The following is a 13,862-nucleotide window of genomic DNA, read 5'->3' as shown; positions in this document are numbered from 1 at the left end:
TTAGCGATGGCACCGGAATGCCTGACGCAACCTTTCCTTAAAATCGATCCGCCAAGGTTGAGGCGAGAACATGCGTTTGCGCACGGGGGTGGCACGTATCGTGATGTGGCGAGGATTGACCAGCCGAGAATCTCTTGGGCGTGCAGGGCTGGCGTTGCTCGTCGCCGGCCTGGGCGTGCTGGCGGCCTCGATCCTGCTGTCGCGCCTGGACCTGGGCACCGAAGCCTTGAAACTCTGCCTGCAGATCGCGATGGCAGTGGCGGCGGGCGCGCTGTTCCTCGCCGCCCTGTCCACCCGCAGGATCAGCATGGATCGCCAACAGATCGCCGAGAGCGAGCTGCGCTTCCGCCGCGCCATGGAGGATTCAGCGATCGGTATCGTCGTTGTCGGTCTCGATGGGCGCATCCGCCAGACCAATCCGGCCTTCGCGGCCATGCTTGGCTACACAAGCGAAGAGATCGAGACGCTGACTTTCTTCCAGATCACGCATCCCGACGACCAGCAGATCGGGCGGGAGACGATGGACGATCTGAAGGCGGGCACGGTCAATTCCTTCCATTTCGAGAAGCGCTATCTCCGCAAGGACGGAACGCCCGTCTGGGCCCATCTTGCCGGTTCGGTCATTCGCGATGAGACCAGCGGCCGCCCGCTCTATCTCGTCTCGCAAATCGAGAACATCGACGCTCGCAAGCAGGCCGAGGCGCGCATTGCCGAAGCGGAAACGCGTTGGAATTTCGCGCTCGCCGGCGCCGGCCAGGGCGTCTGGGACCTCGACATGCGCAAGGGCGGCACGACCTATTCCTCGACCTGGGTCAAGATGCTGGGCTATGCGGATGGCGAGCTCGATGGCGACACCGACCGCTGGCTGACGATGATCCATCCTGATGATCGCGAGACTGTCGCCGAAGCGGATCGCGCTCATCTCGAGGGCAAGACACCGTTCTTTGAGGCCGAGTTCAGGATGCGCCACAAGGATGGCCACTGGGTGTGGATCCTCGACCGCGGCAAGGCCATCGAACGTGATGAGGATGGACGGCTGATCAGGGCCATCGGCAGCTTGACCGACATCACCCGCCGCAAGGAGGCCGAAGAGCGCCTCACCGTGTCGGCGGCAATGCTTGCCGATGAAAAGGAGCGGCTGAGGGTGACGCTGCAATCGATCGGCGATGCCGTCATCTGCACCGATGCCGCAAACCGGATCACCTTCATGAACCCGGTCGCCGAAAAGCTGACCGGGATTGCCGGCGGCGAGGCTCTCGGCAAGATGCTTGGCCATGTCTACTGGGCGGTCGACGAGGAGACGGGGCACAGGATCGGCGTGACCCGGCCCGCGGTTGGCGTTCATGCGCCCGCCGACCAGAACAGCCGCGCCGTCCTCATCCGGCGCGACGACACGCGCTGCAGCATCCGCCAGGTGGTGTCGCCGATCGTCAACGACCGCAACGAATTCTGCGGGCTGGTCATCGTCTTCCAGGACTTTACCGATGCGCGCGCGCTGCAGCGCCAGCTCGCCCACGCCGCGGCACACGATGCGCTGACCGGCCTTGCCAACCGCTCCAGCTTCATCCGCGCCATGGAGGACCTCGTCGACCAGGCGCGCAAGGACGGCACCGCCGACACGACAAGGTTGGTCGGCGACACGACAAGGTCGGTCGGAGGCGCCGGACATCAGTTCATGTTCATCGACCTCGACCACTTCAAACTGGTCAACGACACGGGTGGCCACGCGGCGGGAGACGCGCTGCTGAAGCGGGTTGCCGTGGCTATTCGCGGCGTGCTTGGTCCAGACGACATCGTCGCTCGCCTCGGCGGCGACGAATTCGCGGTCGTTTTGAAATCGGGTTCGGCAGCCGGCGCCAAGATCGCGGCGCGCTCCATCATCGATGCGATCGGCGGGCTAGACTTCACCTGGGACGGCCGTCCTCACGTGATCGGCGCCAGCATCGGGTTGGCTGCGATCAATGCCAATTGTGGCGAGGTCGACGAGATCATCGCCAGGGCCGATGCGGCTTGCTATGCCGCCAAGGCGGCGGGCCGTGGCTGTGTCTCCGTGGCGCCCGACGCACAGATCGTGGATGGCCGGACAGAGCCACTGGCGGTGGCCTCCTGATAGACCCGTCGCCGCTGAACCGAAAGGCTTGTCCCTGATTTGCGCCGACGATCCGCTCAGCGCGTCGGGACGGGATGCTCGCCGCGATAGTCGTAGAAGCCGCGCCCGGTCTTGCGGCCGAGCCAGCCGGCCTCGACATATTTCACCAGGAGCGGGCAAGGGCGGTACTTGGAGTCCGACAGGCCGTCATGCAGCACCTGCATGATCGACAGGCAGGTATCGAGCCCGATGAAGTCAGCCAGCTGCAGCGGCCCCATCGGATGGTTGGCGCCGAGCCGCATCGCGGTGTCGATGGCGTCGACCGAGCCGACACCCTCATAGAGCGTGTAGATCGCCTCGTTGATCATCGGCAGCAGGATGCGGTTGACGATGAAAGCAGGAAAATCCTCCGAGACCGTGATCGTCTTGTCGAGCTGCTTCACATAGGTCTTGGCTGCCTCGAAGGTCTGGTCCTCGGTGGCGATGCCGCGCACCAGTTCGACCAGCTTCATCAGCGGCACCGGGTTCATGAAATGTATGCCGATGAACCGCTCGGGCCGGTCGGTCTGCGCGGCAAGCCGCGTGATCGAGATCGACGAGGTGTTGGTCGCCAGGATGGCTTCGGGATTGAGCTGCGGACAAAGCTGGGCGTAGATCTTGCGCTTGACCGTCTCGTCCTCGGTCGCCGCCTCGATCACCAGGTCAGCACCCGCAAGATCGGCCATCGCGGGCGCGGCCGAAATGCGGCCCATCGCATCGTTGCGCACCTTCTCGTCGAGCTTGCCGGACCCCACCTGGCGGGCCATGTTGCCGCTGATCGTGGCGATGCCCTTCTCGATGCGGTCGGGCGAGATATCGTAGATCAATACCTTGTAGCCTGAAAGCGCGGAGACATGGGCGATGCCGCCACCCATCTGGCCCGCGCCGATGATGCCGATCGTCTCGATCTTGCTCATTACACCGATCCCGTCCTGAACCCTTCCGCTTGAACTGCGAAAGCGCTCCACCTTTTATTTTACCGCAATCCCGGACGCAAAACCGCTGCGCACTTTTGCTGGATTGCTTTCAGCCTTTGCGGCCTGCTTTTTGTGCGGTGCAAACTAAAAGGGCGGGGCGACTTCGTCTACCCCACCCTCACCATTTAATACGCTTTGGCAGAAAGCGTCAAAGCGCCTTTTGCAGTTCCGGCAGGATGACGAACAGGTCGCCGACGAGGCCGTAGTCGGCAACCTGGAAAATCGGCGCCTCCTCGTCCTTGTTGATGGCGACGATGACCTTGGAATCCTTCATGCCGGCAAGGTGCTGGATGGCGCCGGAGATGCCGACCGCGATGTAGAGATCGGGGGCAACCACCTTGCCGGTCTGGCCGACCTGCCAATCGTTCGGCGCATAGCCGGCATCGACGGCGGCGCGGGAAGCGCCGACCGCGGCGCCCAGCTTGTCGGCAACCGGCAGGATGACCTCCTGGAATTTCTCCGAGGAGCCCAGCGCGCGGCCGCCCGAGATGATGATCTTGGCCGAGGTCAGCTCCGGACGGTCGGTCTCGGAAAGCTTGTTCTCGATGAAGGTGGAGAGGCCCGGATTCGCCGCGGCCTTAACGGTCTCGACGGCTGCCGAGCCGCCCTCGGGGGCTGCCTGGAAGGAGGCGGTGCGCACGGTGATCACCTTCTTGGCGTCGCTCGACTGCACCGTCTGGATGGCGTTGCCGGCATAGATCGGCCGCTTGAAGGTGTCGGGCGATACGACTTCGATGATCTCGGACACCTGCGCGACATCGAGGAGCGCAGCCACGCGCGGCGCGACATTCTTGCCCGACGAGGTCGCCGGCGCGATGATGGTGTCGTAGGCGCCCGCCAGCGACACAATGAGCGCTGCCGTCGGTTCGGCCAGGCGCTCGGCAAGCTCGTCGGCCTCGGCCAACAGCACCTTGCTCACGCCCTTCAGCTTGGCGGCAGCGTCGGCTGCCGGCTTGGCGCCCTTGCCGGCAACCAGCACATGCACGTCCGAGCCGATCTGCAGCGCGGCCGACAGCGCCTTGGCGGTCTGGTCGGAAAGGGTTGCGTTGTCGTGTTCTGCAATCAGAAGAATAGCCATTGATGATATTCCTGACTTTCGTCTTCGCGGCTCCCTGAAATCCGGTCAGGCCGAGTCGAAAACGGTTGGTTTCGAGAACCGGAGCGGAGCGTACTTCTGTACGTGAGCACCGGAAGCGGAGAAGCCAGCCGTTTGCAGGCCGGCCTCATCGGATTTCCTTACAGCACGCCGGCTTCGTTCTTCAGCTTGTCGACCAGCTCAGCGACGCTCTTGACCTTGACGCCTGCCTTGCGGCCGCTCGGCTCTTCGGTCTTGATGACCTTCAGCCGCGGCTTGACGTCGGCGCCGTAGTCGGCCGGGCTCTTCTCGTCGAGCTGTTTCTTCTTGGCCTTCATGATGTTGGGCAGCGAGGCATAGCGCGGCTGGTTGAGGCGAAGGTCGGCGGTGACGATCACCGGCATCTTCAGTTCCACCGTCTGCAGGCCGCCATCGACTTCCCGCGTCACCTTGGCCTTGTCGCCGTCGAGCACGATCTTGGAGGCGAAGGTGCCCTGCGCCCAGCCCAACAGTGCCGCCAGCATCTGGCCGGTCTGGTTGGAATCGTCGTCGATCGCCTGCTTGCCGAGGATGACGAGGCCGGGCTGCTCGGCGTCGACGACGCCCTTCAGCACCTTGGCGACGCCGAGCGGCTCGGTCTGTTCGTCGGTCTTGACCAGGATGGCGCGGTCAGCGCCCATGGCGAGCGCCGTGCGCAGGGTTTCCTGCGCCTGCTGCGGGCCGATCGAGACGACGATGATTTCTTCCGCCTTGCCAGCTTCCTTCAGCCGGATCGCCTCTTCAACCGCGATCTCGTCGAACGGGTTCATCGCCATCTTGACGTTGGCGAGCTCCACCGCCGAACCATCAGCCTTCACGCGAACCTTGACGTTCGCATCCACAACCCGCTTCACGGGCACAAGGATCTTCATTTGCCTGTCACCTCTTCACGCTAATTGGGCGCGCTATAACAGCCTGCGCCCGTTCTGAGTTGTCGAAAGCCGACATTCCAGGTGGAAATTCTGGCCGGATGGAAATTCTGGTCTTTGCCCGCCTTAGGTTGCGGCGGAGACGTTTCCGTAGTTGCGGCAACCCTGCACGTCAATACGCTGCAAGTGGCTCAAATCGGTTCAGTCCGAACTGGAAGCGTTTCCGCGTCCCCAGCGCGGTGTCGCGGCGGGTTGATCGGGGATCAGCGGTTCCGTGGCAACCGGCGGCTGGTCGGGCGCGGCGGGCGCGACGTCTTCGTCGGCGCCGGCAAACAGCGGCACGCCGCGGCTACGCAAGACAAGCACCAGAACGGCGCCGGCGATGATGCCGCCGATATGGCAGGCCCAGGAGATCTGATCCTCGCCGCCGGCGGCAAACATCACCACCTGGAAAAGGACCCACAGGATGAGCGGGATGAAGGCCGGAATGCGCAGCGGGATGCGGGCGAAGGCCAACACCCAGACCTTCACCCTGGGATAAAGGATCAGATAGGCGACGACCACGCCGGCGATGGCGCCCGAGGCACCGATCAGCGGCACCTGCGAGTCCCAGGCGACGAGGCCCTGGAAGGCGGCGCCGGCGATCGCGCACAACAGGTAGAAGATGAGGTAGCGGATGTGACCGAGCGCGTCCTCGACATTGTCGCCGAACACCCACAGGAACAGCATGTTGCCGCCGAGGTGGAAGATGTCGGCATGCAGGAAGGAATAGGTGAGGTAGCTCAGGCTTTCGGGGATGACGATAAAACGGGGATCGAGCTCGGCGGTGTCATGGACGACCGACGGGATGAAGCCGAGACCAAGCACGGCGGCATTGGAGAAACTCTCGCCGCCGAGCGCGGTGGCGAGGTAGACCAGGGCGTTGACCACGATCAGCCCGATGGTCACATATTGCAGGCGGATGTGGCGCAGCCTGTTGGTGTCGTAAAGCGGGATGAACATGCCCCAGGCCCTCTTCCGCTTTCGACAATCAGCGGTTCTTGCCGGGAACCCATAGCACGTCGGCGTTTCCGTTGTCATTGACCGCCCGGGCGGCGACAAACAGGAAATCCGAGACGCGGTTGATGTATTTCAGACCGTCGCGGTTGACGTGCTCGTTCGGGTCCTGGGCCAGTGCGACCATCAGCCTTTCGGCTCGCCTTGCCACGGTGCGGGCAAGGTGAAGTGCCGCCGCCGCCGCTGTGCCGCCATTGAGCACGAAGGATTTGAGCGGCTGAAGCTCCTTGTTGAGAAGGTCGATGTCCTTTTCGACCCGGTCGGTCTGCACGGCGACGATGCGAAGCGGCTCATAGCCGAGCGGCTTGCCGTCGTCGGGTACGGCGAGATCGGCGCCGAGATCGAACAGATCGTTCTGGATGCGGGACAGCATGGCGTCGATCGCGGGATGGGCCGCGGCCGTGTGGACCCTGGCGATGCCGATGCAGGCATTGGCCTCGTCGACCGTGCCGTAGGCCTCTACCCGCAGATCGGATTTCAGCCGCCTCTCGCCGGTGCCGAGACCCGTGGTGCCATCATCGCCGGTGCGGGTGTAGATCTTGTTGAGCTTGACCATTTCGCCTCCCCGGCCGCCGGCATCCTCACTTGCGGGTGAAATACACCGCCAGCAGGATCAGCACCAGCGCCACGGCCTGCAGCATGACTCGTGCCTGCATCAGCTTGTTCGAGGTGACGCCGGAGCCGCCGCGCATCATGTTGATGAGGCCGCGAACAAGCACGACCGCAACGGCGACCATGACCAGAATGGCGAGAATGTTGAAGACGGTTGCCATTGCTTCGTTCCAGTTGGTTGGCGTTCAGGCGCGTTTGGCCATCAGGCGGTAAAGCATCGATGCCGGCAGGATGCGTCTGAGCACCGCGCCGATCCTGGCGGGCACTGTTACCACATAGTGCGGGCGTGGGCGCCGCGACAGAAGTGCATGGCGCAGCGCCGCATGAACCACTTCCGGCCCTGGCTTCAAGGCCGATCGGCTGCCGCCGGCCCGCAGTCGCTCGAGTTGCGCCGCATAGTCCACGCGGTGCACGGAATTCTCGTGGTCGATGTTGCTGAGAAACCAAATGAGGCCATTGCTGGCGATCTTCGACTTCACCGGCCCCGGCTCGATCAGCGAAACGTGGACGCCGCTGGCCGCCAGTTCCTGGCGCTGGCAGAGCATCAAGGCCTCCAGTGCGTGCTTCGACGCCGAATAGGCGCCACGAAAGCGCACCGGCACGAGGCCAAGGATCGAGGAGCAGTGGACGATGCGGCCGTGACCCTGGCGGCGCATCACCGGCACCAGCCGGCGGGTCAAATCATGCCAGCCGAAGAAATTCGCCTCGAACTGCTGCTTGAGCGCGGCAACGGGCAGATCCTCGACGGCGCCCGGCTGCGCATACGCGCCGTTGTTGAACAGGGCGTCGAGCCGGCCGCCGGTGCGGTCGAGCACCGCCGTCACCAGCGCGGCGATGGAGTCCGGCTCGCAATAATCGAGATAGAAGGCCTCGATGCCATCGGCTTCGAGCGCGGCGATGTCCTGTGGCTTGCGCGCCGTTGCGAACACCCGCCAGCCTTCCGCCTTCAACGCGCGGGCGCAGTACGCGCCTATTCCCGAAGACGCACCGGTGATGATAATCGAGCGCAACTTCTGCGCCGGACTGTTCGTGGTTTCGCCAAGGGTTGCCATTTGCCGCAATCCCTTCCCATATTCCCGGCGTGGAGACAATTGGAGGGCGCGGTTCTTGTTGCGGAAGATCGTAGCCCTCAAGCGGGTCCTCTACGACGCACTTGGCCATTTCAACACCGATGACGGCTGGGCGATGGCCAGCCATCTGGCGATCACCTCGCTGATGGCGCTGTTCCCGTTCCTGATCTTCGCGACGACGCTGGCGAGCTTCCTCGGCGCGCAGGCGTTCTCCGACACGGCCGTGCATCTGGTCTTCGACACCTGGCCCGAACAGATCGCCAAGCCGATCGCGCGCGAAGTGCTCAATGTGCTGACCGTCAGGCGCACCGACCTTTTGACCTATGGTGTGGTGCTTGCGGCCTATTTTGCCTCGAACGGCATCGAGGCGCTGCGCACGTCGCTCAACCGCGCCTACCGCGTCTCGGAAACGCGCGGCATCATCTACCGCCGGGTGCAGAGCATCATCTTCGTGCTCATCGCCACGGCCGGTTTCCTGGCGATCAGCGTGCTCCTGGTGTTCGCGCCGCTGCTGGCGCGGCTCGCGGAAGCCCATATCGACTGGATCAAGCCCTATATGGGCACCATTACGCTATGGCGTTACGTCATCGCTTCGGCGGTCATTGTCGGCGGATTGTTTGCCGTCCATTTCTGGCTGCCGGCGGGCAAGCGCCGCTTCGTGTCGCTGGTGCCGGGCATCGTCTTCACGCTGGCGGCATGGCTTATCGGTTCGACCATCTTCGCCACCTATCTCGACCACTTCTCGTCCTATGTGACGACCTATGCCGGCCTGGCCTCGATCATGATCGCCGTGGTCTTCCTCTACATGGTCTCGGCGATCTTCATCCTCGGCGGCGAGCTCAATGCCGCGATCAGCCGCTACCTGGAGGCGCGCGCGCGGGTCGGATGACAGGTCGAATTGAGGAATTGAAGAACTGAAGAATTGGAGAAAAAGCGGGCCATATCCGGCGCTGTCTGTGCTTCTTCCTCAATTCCTCAATTCCTCAATTCCTCAATTCCTCAATTCCACAGTTCTTCCCTTGGCCTGCCGCGCCGTTGCCAGGCCGACGCCGAATGTCGTGATCGCCATGCCGGAAATCTGAAGTGCGTTGAGTTGCTCGCCGAACAGGGCCCAGGCGATGATCGCCGTCACCGCCGGCACCAGGTAGAACAGCGAGGCCACCTTCGACATCTCGCCGTCGCGGATCATCACCATCAGGAGGAAGATGGCGCCGAGCGACAGCACCAGCACCAGCCAGGCCATGGCGAAGATCAGTTCGCCATTGATGACGACGGTGTGGGTTTCGAAGGCGAGGGAGGCGACGAGCATCAGCGAGCCACCGCCGACATATTGCCACATGGTCGCCGCGACGAGGTCGCCGCCGGAGGCAAAGCGCTTCTGCCAGATGGTGCCGGCGCTCATGCCGAGCACCGAAACCAGCGAGGCTGTCAATGTCGCCGCGGTCACGCCGCCGCCGAGCGCGCCGAGCTTCGGCCACAGCACGATGACGATGCCGATAAGGCCGATGCCAAGGCCAAGCCAATGGCGCGGCAGGATCGCCTCGCCGAGAAACTTGCCGGCAAGCACCGCCGTGATCAGCGGCTGCAGGCCGACGATGAGGGCCGAAAAGCCGGCCGGCATGCCCCTGTGGATGGCCCAGAACACAGCGCCGAGATAGACGCCATGCATCAGGATGCCCGCGCCGGTGGCATGCAGCGCCTCCTCGCGGGTGGCTTTTTTCGAACCCAATACAAGCATCAGGACGGCCAGCAGGATGGCGGCGATGACGAACCGCGCGGCGAGGAAGGTGAACGGCTCCGCCCATGGCATGGCGTAGCGTGCGCCAATGAAGCCGGTCGCCCACAGAACGACGAAGGTGGCGGGAATGAACCGCTTGATGCTGTGCATGTTCCGGAGTCCGCCGCACTGGAGAGAATTGCCGTGGCGATGCTCTAATCCCGTTCACCCCGGCGCGCAAAGCGAAACGGTTGATCCATAGATCACCGGAATTCAACGGCCGACCCATCTGGGGGGTGGCTCCCTGGTCTCACCGGGCTCAAAGCCCGACCATTCGCCTGATGTCGTCAGGCGATGCGCCGGCATGGCGCAAGGCGGCAAGGCCGGTATCGCCCAGGCTCTTCGACAGTTTTCGTCCGTCGGGCCCGAGGAGGAGGCGATGATGGAAATAGGCCGGTTGCGGCAGTCCCAGGAGTTGCTGCAGCAGGCGCTGCACGCCGGTGGCGGAAAACAGATCTTGTCCGCGCACGACGTGGCTGACACCTTGCAGGGCATCGTCCATGACGACGGCGAGGTGGTAGCTGGTCGGGATATCGCGGCGCGCCACGATCACGTCGCCCCAGTCCTGCGGACGGGCTTCAATCGAGCGTGTCGCGGAAAGCGTCTCGTCGGCGAATTCGGTCCAAGACAGGTCCTTGCCGACACGCGCCAAGGCGGCATCGACATCCAGCCGCCAGGCGAAGGGCGCATTCCCGGCGATCCGCCGCTGGCGTTCCTTGACTGGCAGCGCCTTGTCCGCGGCGGGGTAGAGCGGCACGCCATCGGGATCGCGCGGCCAGTCGCGCCCACGCTTTTCGCTGTCGGCGATGAAGGCGCGGATCTCGCCACGGCTCATGAAGGCGGGATAGACGAGTTCCTCCCGGACCAGCCGCTCGAGCACCGCCTGGTATTCGGCGAAATGCTCGGACTGGCGGCGCACCGGCTCTTCCCAGCCAAGCCCCAGCCATTCCAGGTCGGCAAGCACGCCGGCCTCGAATTGCGGCGTGCAGCGCGTCGTGTCGATATCCTCGATGCGCAGCAGCAGGCGGCCGTCCGCCCGTGCCGCCAGCTTCTGGTTGAGCAGCGCCGAATAGGCGTGGCCGAGATGCAGGTCGCCATTGGGGCTGGGCGCGAAGCGGAATGTCAGGAGTGTCATCTCTGCGGCGGCAATCGGGTTGTGCGGCGGTTTTGCCAATTGCTACCGTGCTGCCGGTTCAGGAACAAGAAAGCATGCAGCGTATCGCGACATCAGACGACATTGCCCGGGGGCTCGATGCGCTTTGCGTGATCGACCCGCGCCTGGAAAAGGTGCGCGGCATGGCCGGCGAGGTGCCGCTGCGGCTGTCCGAACCGGGGTTTCGAAGCCTGGCGTCGATCGTCGTCTCGCAGCAAGTGTCCCGCGCCAGCGCCGATGCGATCTTCGGCCGGCTGACCAAGCTCGTCGATCCGCTGACGCCGCAGGCGATCCTGGCCGCCGGCGAGGACATGTTTCGCGAGGCCGGCCTGTCGCGGCCGAAGCAGCGCGGCCTGATCGCAATTGCGCAGGCCGTGGTCGACGGCCTCGACCTGCATCACCTCTGTTCGCTCGATGCCGAGGAGGCGATCACGACAATGACGGCGGTGTCCGGCATCGGCCCGTGGACGGCGGAAGTGTACCTTTTATTCGCCGCCGGGCACCCCGACATTTTCCCCGCGCGTGATGTCGCGCTGCAGAGCGCGGTCGGCCACGCGCTCGGCATCGAGCCGCGTCCGCCGGAGAAAACGCTGATCGCATTGGCCGAATCATGGAGCCCGTGGCGAGGTGTCGCATCGCGGCTTTTCTGGTCCTATTATCGTGAAACCAGAGGGCGGGACGCCGCGCCGCCGGCCTGAATCCGCGAAAAATCATAAAAATCATGCATTTTTGGCGCTTCAGCGACGCGACAATCCGCTTCACATCCCTGTCATGTCGGGCTTACAGTATCCGTGCCGTTCGGGTCTAGAACCAAGGAGGTGAACACGTGACGGTTGCCGTATCTCCGGATGGGCTTCCAGCACTGGTGCTGAATGCGGATTACCGTCCGCTCAGCTATTACCCCTTGTCGCTCTGGTCGTGGCAGGACGCTATCAAGGCGGTGTTCCTCGACCGGGTGAACATCGTCGCCGAATACGAGCACGCCGTCTCCTCGCCGACCTTCTCGATGAGGCTGCCGAGCGTTGTCAGTCTTAAGGCCTATGTGAAGCCCTCCAGGCACCCGGCCTTCACCCGCTTCAACGTCTTCCTGCGCGATCGCTTCCAGTGCCAATATTGCGGCACGCCGGAGGACCTGACCTTCGATCACGTCATCCCCCGCCATCGCGGCGGCGCGACGACGTGGGAGAATGTCGTTGCCGCCTGCTCGCCGTGCAATTTGAGGAAGGGCGGCATGATGCCGGCGCACGCCAAGATGTGGCCGCTGCAGAAGCCTTTCCAGCCGACGGTGCACGATCTGCACAACAATGGCCGCCTGTTCCCGCCCAACCATCTGCATGAAAGCTGGATGGATTATCTCTACTGGGATGTCGAACTCGAACCATAGAGTTCGGCACAAATCCGCCATGCTGGCCGCCTGACGCAGCTTTCTGCGCTTCCGGTGCTCACGTACTTCAGTACGCTCCGCTCCGGTTCTCGAAAGCCGCGCCATCCGACTCAGCCTGGCGAATTTTTGCGCGAACTCTGCGTCGCGCCGTTCAATCGAATTGGCTTAGTCGCGGGTGAGGGCGCCGCGGAAGGCGACGGCGGCGAGGATCAGGCTGGCGATGGCGTTCCAGCCGGCCAGCGACAGGCCAAGGATGCGCAAGGCGGCCTTGTCGCAGGATGGCGGCACGAATTTGTCGAGCGCGTCGAGCACGCCCTTGCCGCCGGTGTCGACCGGCCCGGCGCCCGCCGTGCAATCGGTCGGGCCGGCCCACCACTGCCATTCGACGCCGGAGTGGTAGACGCCGAGATAGAGGCCGTAGAGCATCAGGATGCCGCCGACGGCCAGCAGGCCGCGTGTCAGCCAGCTGGGTGCGTGCAGCATCGATGCAATCACCGCCAGCACCATCAGCGGGACGCCGATATAGTAGGGCGTGCGCTGTTCGAGGCAGAGGTGGCAGGGGATATAGCCGCCGAGATACTGGAAGCCGAGCGCCGAGCCGACGGTGGCGGCCATGGCGACGGCGAGGAACAAGGCGGTCAGCGTGCGCTGGCGTCCGGTGTCGGCATTCATGGTCGCTGTCATTTCAATCGGTCCGTCCGGCTTGCAATGGTTCTGTTCAGAACGCGTATTTGACCAGGATATAGAGCAAAATCAGGGCAACCGCGCCGGCGCCGGCGATCAGGCCGAGGCGCTTTTCGATGAATTCGCGGATCGGTTCGCCATAGCGGCGCAGCAGCCAGGCGAGCAGCAGGAAGCGGGCGCCGCGGGCCACGATCGCCAGCACGATGAACAGCAGCAAATTGACGCCGATGACACCGGACAGGATCGTCACCACCTTGATCGGCGGCAGGTGGGCGGCACCCGATGTGATCAGCATCAGGACGATGAAGCCGACGCCGGCGCCCGCGCGCAGTTGCTCGAACTCGTCGTACTTGCCGTAGAATTCGAGGATCGGCCTGGCGACCGCGTCATAGGCATAGTGGCCGATGAACCAGCCGGCGATGCCGCCCAGCACCGAGGCGACGGTGGCGATCAGCGCATAGCGGTAGGCGCGGTCCGGCCGCGACAGCGCCATCGGCAGATAGAGCACGTCGGCCGGCACCAGGAACACCGAGCTTTCGACGAAGGCGATGAAGGCCAGCCACCATTCGGCGGATTTGCGGGCCGCCAGCGACAGGGTCCAGTCGTAAAGTCCGCGAAGCATCGGCACTCCTAATGCGTGTCGTTCAATTGCAGGCAGGTTGGGGTGTAACGGCATGCACAGAACAAAGACCCAGCGCACGCCATCCGTCCCCGCGGACGTGCCGCGCTTTGATGCGCCGCCTGTCTAGAAAGATTTTCCGCGCTGCACAATGGCAGCCCCGTCACGAAATCGAAAGGCGCAGTTTGGTCGCATCCGGGGCGACGAGGAATTGGCCAGTTGACGAACAGGCCTCCAACCGTATAGTCCCGCGCCATCCAGGCCGCCCGGCCTGAGCCCCTATGGCGGAATTGGTAGACGCGCTCGACTCAAAATCGAGTTCCGCAAGGAGTGCTGGTTCGATCCCGGCTAGGGGCACCACCCTTCGCTCTCCGAGCTTCGGGTGGCGGGTCACTCGAAGTTCAATAGACGAAGGGCGT

General features: G+C 63.9%; 15 protein-coding genes and 1 tRNA gene. 5 read left to right on the top strand and 11 right to left on the bottom strand.

Features of this window, described 5'->3' with window-relative positions; translation table 11 throughout:
- Positions 1 to 70: 70 nt before the first annotated feature.
- Entirely contained in the window at positions 71 to 2,110 is a 2,040-nt protein-coding gene (locus EN955_RS03760; protein WP_032899297.1) for a PAS domain S-box protein, read from the top strand.
- 56 nt (positions 2,111 to 2,166) lie between these two features.
- Here the strand turns inward: EN955_RS03760 and EN955_RS03755 are convergent, their stop codons facing one another.
- The 7 genes from EN955_RS03755 to EN955_RS03725 all read right to left on the bottom strand — a co-directional run bounded on the left by EN955_RS03755 (position 2,167) and on the right by EN955_RS03725 (position 7,808).
- Entirely contained in the window at positions 2,167 to 3,045 is an 879-nt protein-coding gene (locus EN955_RS03755; protein ID WP_013529423.1) for a 3-hydroxybutyryl-CoA dehydrogenase, read from the bottom strand.
- Between the two features lie 208 nt (positions 3,046 to 3,253).
- The gene (locus EN955_RS03750) at positions 3,254 to 4,183 is read right to left on the bottom strand and encodes an electron transfer flavoprotein subunit alpha/FixB family protein (RefSeq protein ID WP_024503779.1); all 930 of its coding nucleotides are present in this window, start codon (positions 4,181 to 4,183) and stop codon (positions 3,254 to 3,256) included.
- 158 nt (positions 4,184 to 4,341) lie between these two features.
- A complete protein-coding gene (locus EN955_RS03745; protein ID WP_013529425.1) occupies positions 4,342 to 5,091 on the bottom strand; it encodes an electron transfer flavoprotein subunit beta/FixA family protein in 750 nt (249 codons plus the stop codon).
- A gap of 198 nt (positions 5,092 to 5,289) precedes the next feature.
- Positions 5,290 to 6,090 carry a rhomboid family intramembrane serine protease gene (locus EN955_RS03740; protein WP_024503780.1) on the bottom strand — a complete coding sequence of 267 codons (801 nt, stop codon included), beginning with the start codon at positions 6,088 to 6,090 and terminating at the stop codon, positions 5,290 to 5,292.
- Between the two features lie 28 nt (positions 6,091 to 6,118).
- Positions 6,119 to 6,700, bottom strand: a complete 582-nt coding sequence (locus EN955_RS03735) for a cob(I)yrinic acid a,c-diamide adenosyltransferase (RefSeq protein WP_013529427.1) — start codon at positions 6,698 to 6,700, stop codon at positions 6,119 to 6,121.
- Positions 6,701 to 6,725: 25 nt separating this feature from the next.
- The gene (locus EN955_RS03730; RefSeq protein ID WP_013529428.1) at positions 6,726 to 6,917 is read right to left on the bottom strand and encodes a twin transmembrane helix small protein; all 192 of its coding nucleotides are present in this window, start codon (positions 6,915 to 6,917) and stop codon (positions 6,726 to 6,728) included.
- 24 nt (positions 6,918 to 6,941) lie between these two features.
- The gene (locus tag EN955_RS03725) at positions 6,942 to 7,808 is read right to left on the bottom strand and encodes an SDR family oxidoreductase (RefSeq protein ID WP_081714319.1); all 867 of its coding nucleotides are present in this window, start codon (positions 7,806 to 7,808) and stop codon (positions 6,942 to 6,944) included.
- A 55-nt stretch (positions 7,809 to 7,863) separates the two neighbouring features.
- Between EN955_RS03725 and EN955_RS03720 the strand changes: the two genes are divergently transcribed.
- Complete coding sequence (locus EN955_RS03720; RefSeq protein WP_013529430.1) at positions 7,864 to 8,715, top strand: YihY/virulence factor BrkB family protein; 852 nt, start codon at positions 7,864 to 7,866, stop codon at positions 8,713 to 8,715.
- A 102-nt stretch (positions 8,716 to 8,817) separates the two neighbouring features.
- Here EN955_RS03720 and EN955_RS03715 read toward each other — a convergent pair whose 3' ends face one another.
- Both EN955_RS03715 and gluQRS read right to left on the bottom strand, forming a co-directional pair.
- Positions 8,818 to 9,714 (bottom strand): DMT family transporter, encoded by an 897-nt coding sequence (locus EN955_RS03715; RefSeq protein ID WP_032899299.1) that lies wholly within the window; start codon positions 9,712 to 9,714, stop codon positions 8,818 to 8,820.
- A 148-nt stretch (positions 9,715 to 9,862) separates the two neighbouring features.
- Positions 9,863 to 10,738, bottom strand: a complete 876-nt coding sequence (gene gluQRS / locus EN955_RS03710) for a tRNA glutamyl-Q(34) synthetase GluQRS (protein ID WP_024503782.1) — start codon at positions 10,736 to 10,738, stop codon at positions 9,863 to 9,865.
- A 74-nt stretch (positions 10,739 to 10,812) separates the two neighbouring features.
- Here gluQRS and EN955_RS03705 point away from each other — a divergent pair, with 74 nt between their 5' ends.
- Both EN955_RS03705 and EN955_RS03700 read left to right on the top strand, forming a co-directional pair.
- Positions 10,813 to 11,454 (top strand): DNA-3-methyladenine glycosylase, encoded by a 642-nt coding sequence (locus tag EN955_RS03705; RefSeq protein ID WP_013529433.1) that lies wholly within the window; start codon positions 10,813 to 10,815, stop codon positions 11,452 to 11,454.
- A 128-nt stretch (positions 11,455 to 11,582) separates the two neighbouring features.
- Complete coding sequence (locus tag EN955_RS03700; RefSeq protein WP_024503783.1) at positions 11,583 to 12,140, top strand: HNH endonuclease; 558 nt, start codon at positions 11,583 to 11,585, stop codon at positions 12,138 to 12,140.
- Positions 12,141 to 12,305: 165 nt separating this feature from the next.
- On the opposite strand, the gene EN955_RS03695 is transcribed toward EN955_RS03700, so the two are convergent.
- Both EN955_RS03695 and EN955_RS03690 read right to left on the bottom strand, forming a co-directional pair.
- Positions 12,306 to 12,824 carry a disulfide bond formation protein B gene (locus EN955_RS03695; protein ID WP_013529434.1) on the bottom strand — a complete coding sequence of 173 codons (519 nt, stop codon included), beginning with the start codon at positions 12,822 to 12,824 and terminating at the stop codon, positions 12,306 to 12,308.
- A 34-nt stretch (positions 12,825 to 12,858) separates the two neighbouring features.
- Positions 12,859 to 13,446, bottom strand: coding sequence for a YqaA family protein (locus tag EN955_RS03690; protein ID WP_013529435.1), 588 nt, complete (start codon positions 13,444 to 13,446; stop codon positions 12,859 to 12,861).
- Positions 13,447 to 13,718: 272 nt separating this feature from the next.
- Here EN955_RS03690 and EN955_RS03685 point away from each other — a divergent pair.
- Positions 13,719 to 13,803 (top strand) — tRNA-Leu (locus EN955_RS03685).
- Positions 13,804 to 13,862: the final 59 nt, after the last annotated feature.

Source organism: Mesorhizobium sp. M7A.F.Ca.CA.001.04.2.1 (assembly GCF_003998485.1).
GTDB classification, from domain to species: Bacteria; Pseudomonadota; Alphaproteobacteria; order Rhizobiales; family Rhizobiaceae; genus Mesorhizobium; species Mesorhizobium ciceri.
The sequence above is the reverse complement of the archived record's forward strand: the minus strand, read 5'-3'. Positions and strand labels throughout refer to the sequence as shown.

Bases quoted from the DNA above. Each gene is read 5' to 3' on its own strand.
- EN955_RS03690 (WP_013529435.1), bottom strand. From the start codon at position 13,446: ATGCTTCGCGGACTTTACGACTGGACCCTGTCGCTGGCGGCCCGCAAA.
- EN955_RS03695 (WP_013529434.1), bottom strand. From the start codon at position 12,824: ATGACAGCGACCATGAATGCCGACACCGGACGCCAGCGCACGCTGACC.
- EN955_RS03760 (WP_032899297.1), top strand. From the start codon at position 71: ATGCGTTTGCGCACGGGGGTGGCACGTATCGTGATGTGGCGAGGATTG.
- EN955_RS03750 (WP_024503779.1), bottom strand. From the start codon at position 4,183: ATGGCTATTCTTCTGATTGCAGAACACGACAACGCAACCCTTTCCGAC.
- EN955_RS03705 (WP_013529433.1), top strand. From the start codon at position 10,813: ATGCAGCGTATCGCGACATCAGACGACATTGCCCGGGGGCTCGATGCG.
- EN955_RS03715 (WP_032899299.1), bottom strand. From the start codon at position 9,714: ATGCACAGCATCAAGCGGTTCATTCCCGCCACCTTCGTCGTTCTGTGG.
- EN955_RS03735 (WP_013529427.1), bottom strand. From the start codon at position 6,700: ATGGTCAAGCTCAACAAGATCTACACCCGCACCGGCGATGATGGCACC.
- EN955_RS03725 (WP_081714319.1), bottom strand. From the start codon at position 7,808: ATGGCAACCCTTGGCGAAACCACGAACAGTCCGGCGCAGAAGTTGCGC.
- EN955_RS03755 (WP_013529423.1), bottom strand. From the start codon at position 3,045: ATGAGCAAGATCGAGACGATCGGCATCATCGGCGCGGGCCAGATGGGT.
- gluQRS (WP_024503782.1), bottom strand. From the start codon at position 10,738: ATGACACTCCTGACATTCCGCTTCGCGCCCAGCCCCAATGGCGACCTG.
- EN955_RS03745 (WP_013529425.1), bottom strand. From the start codon at position 5,091: ATGAAGATCCTTGTGCCCGTGAAGCGGGTTGTGGATGCGAACGTCAAG.
- EN955_RS03740 (WP_024503780.1), bottom strand. From the start codon at position 6,090: ATGTTCATCCCGCTTTACGACACCAACAGGCTGCGCCACATCCGCCTG.
- EN955_RS03730 (WP_013529428.1), bottom strand. From the start codon at position 6,917: ATGGCAACCGTCTTCAACATTCTCGCCATTCTGGTCATGGTCGCCGTT.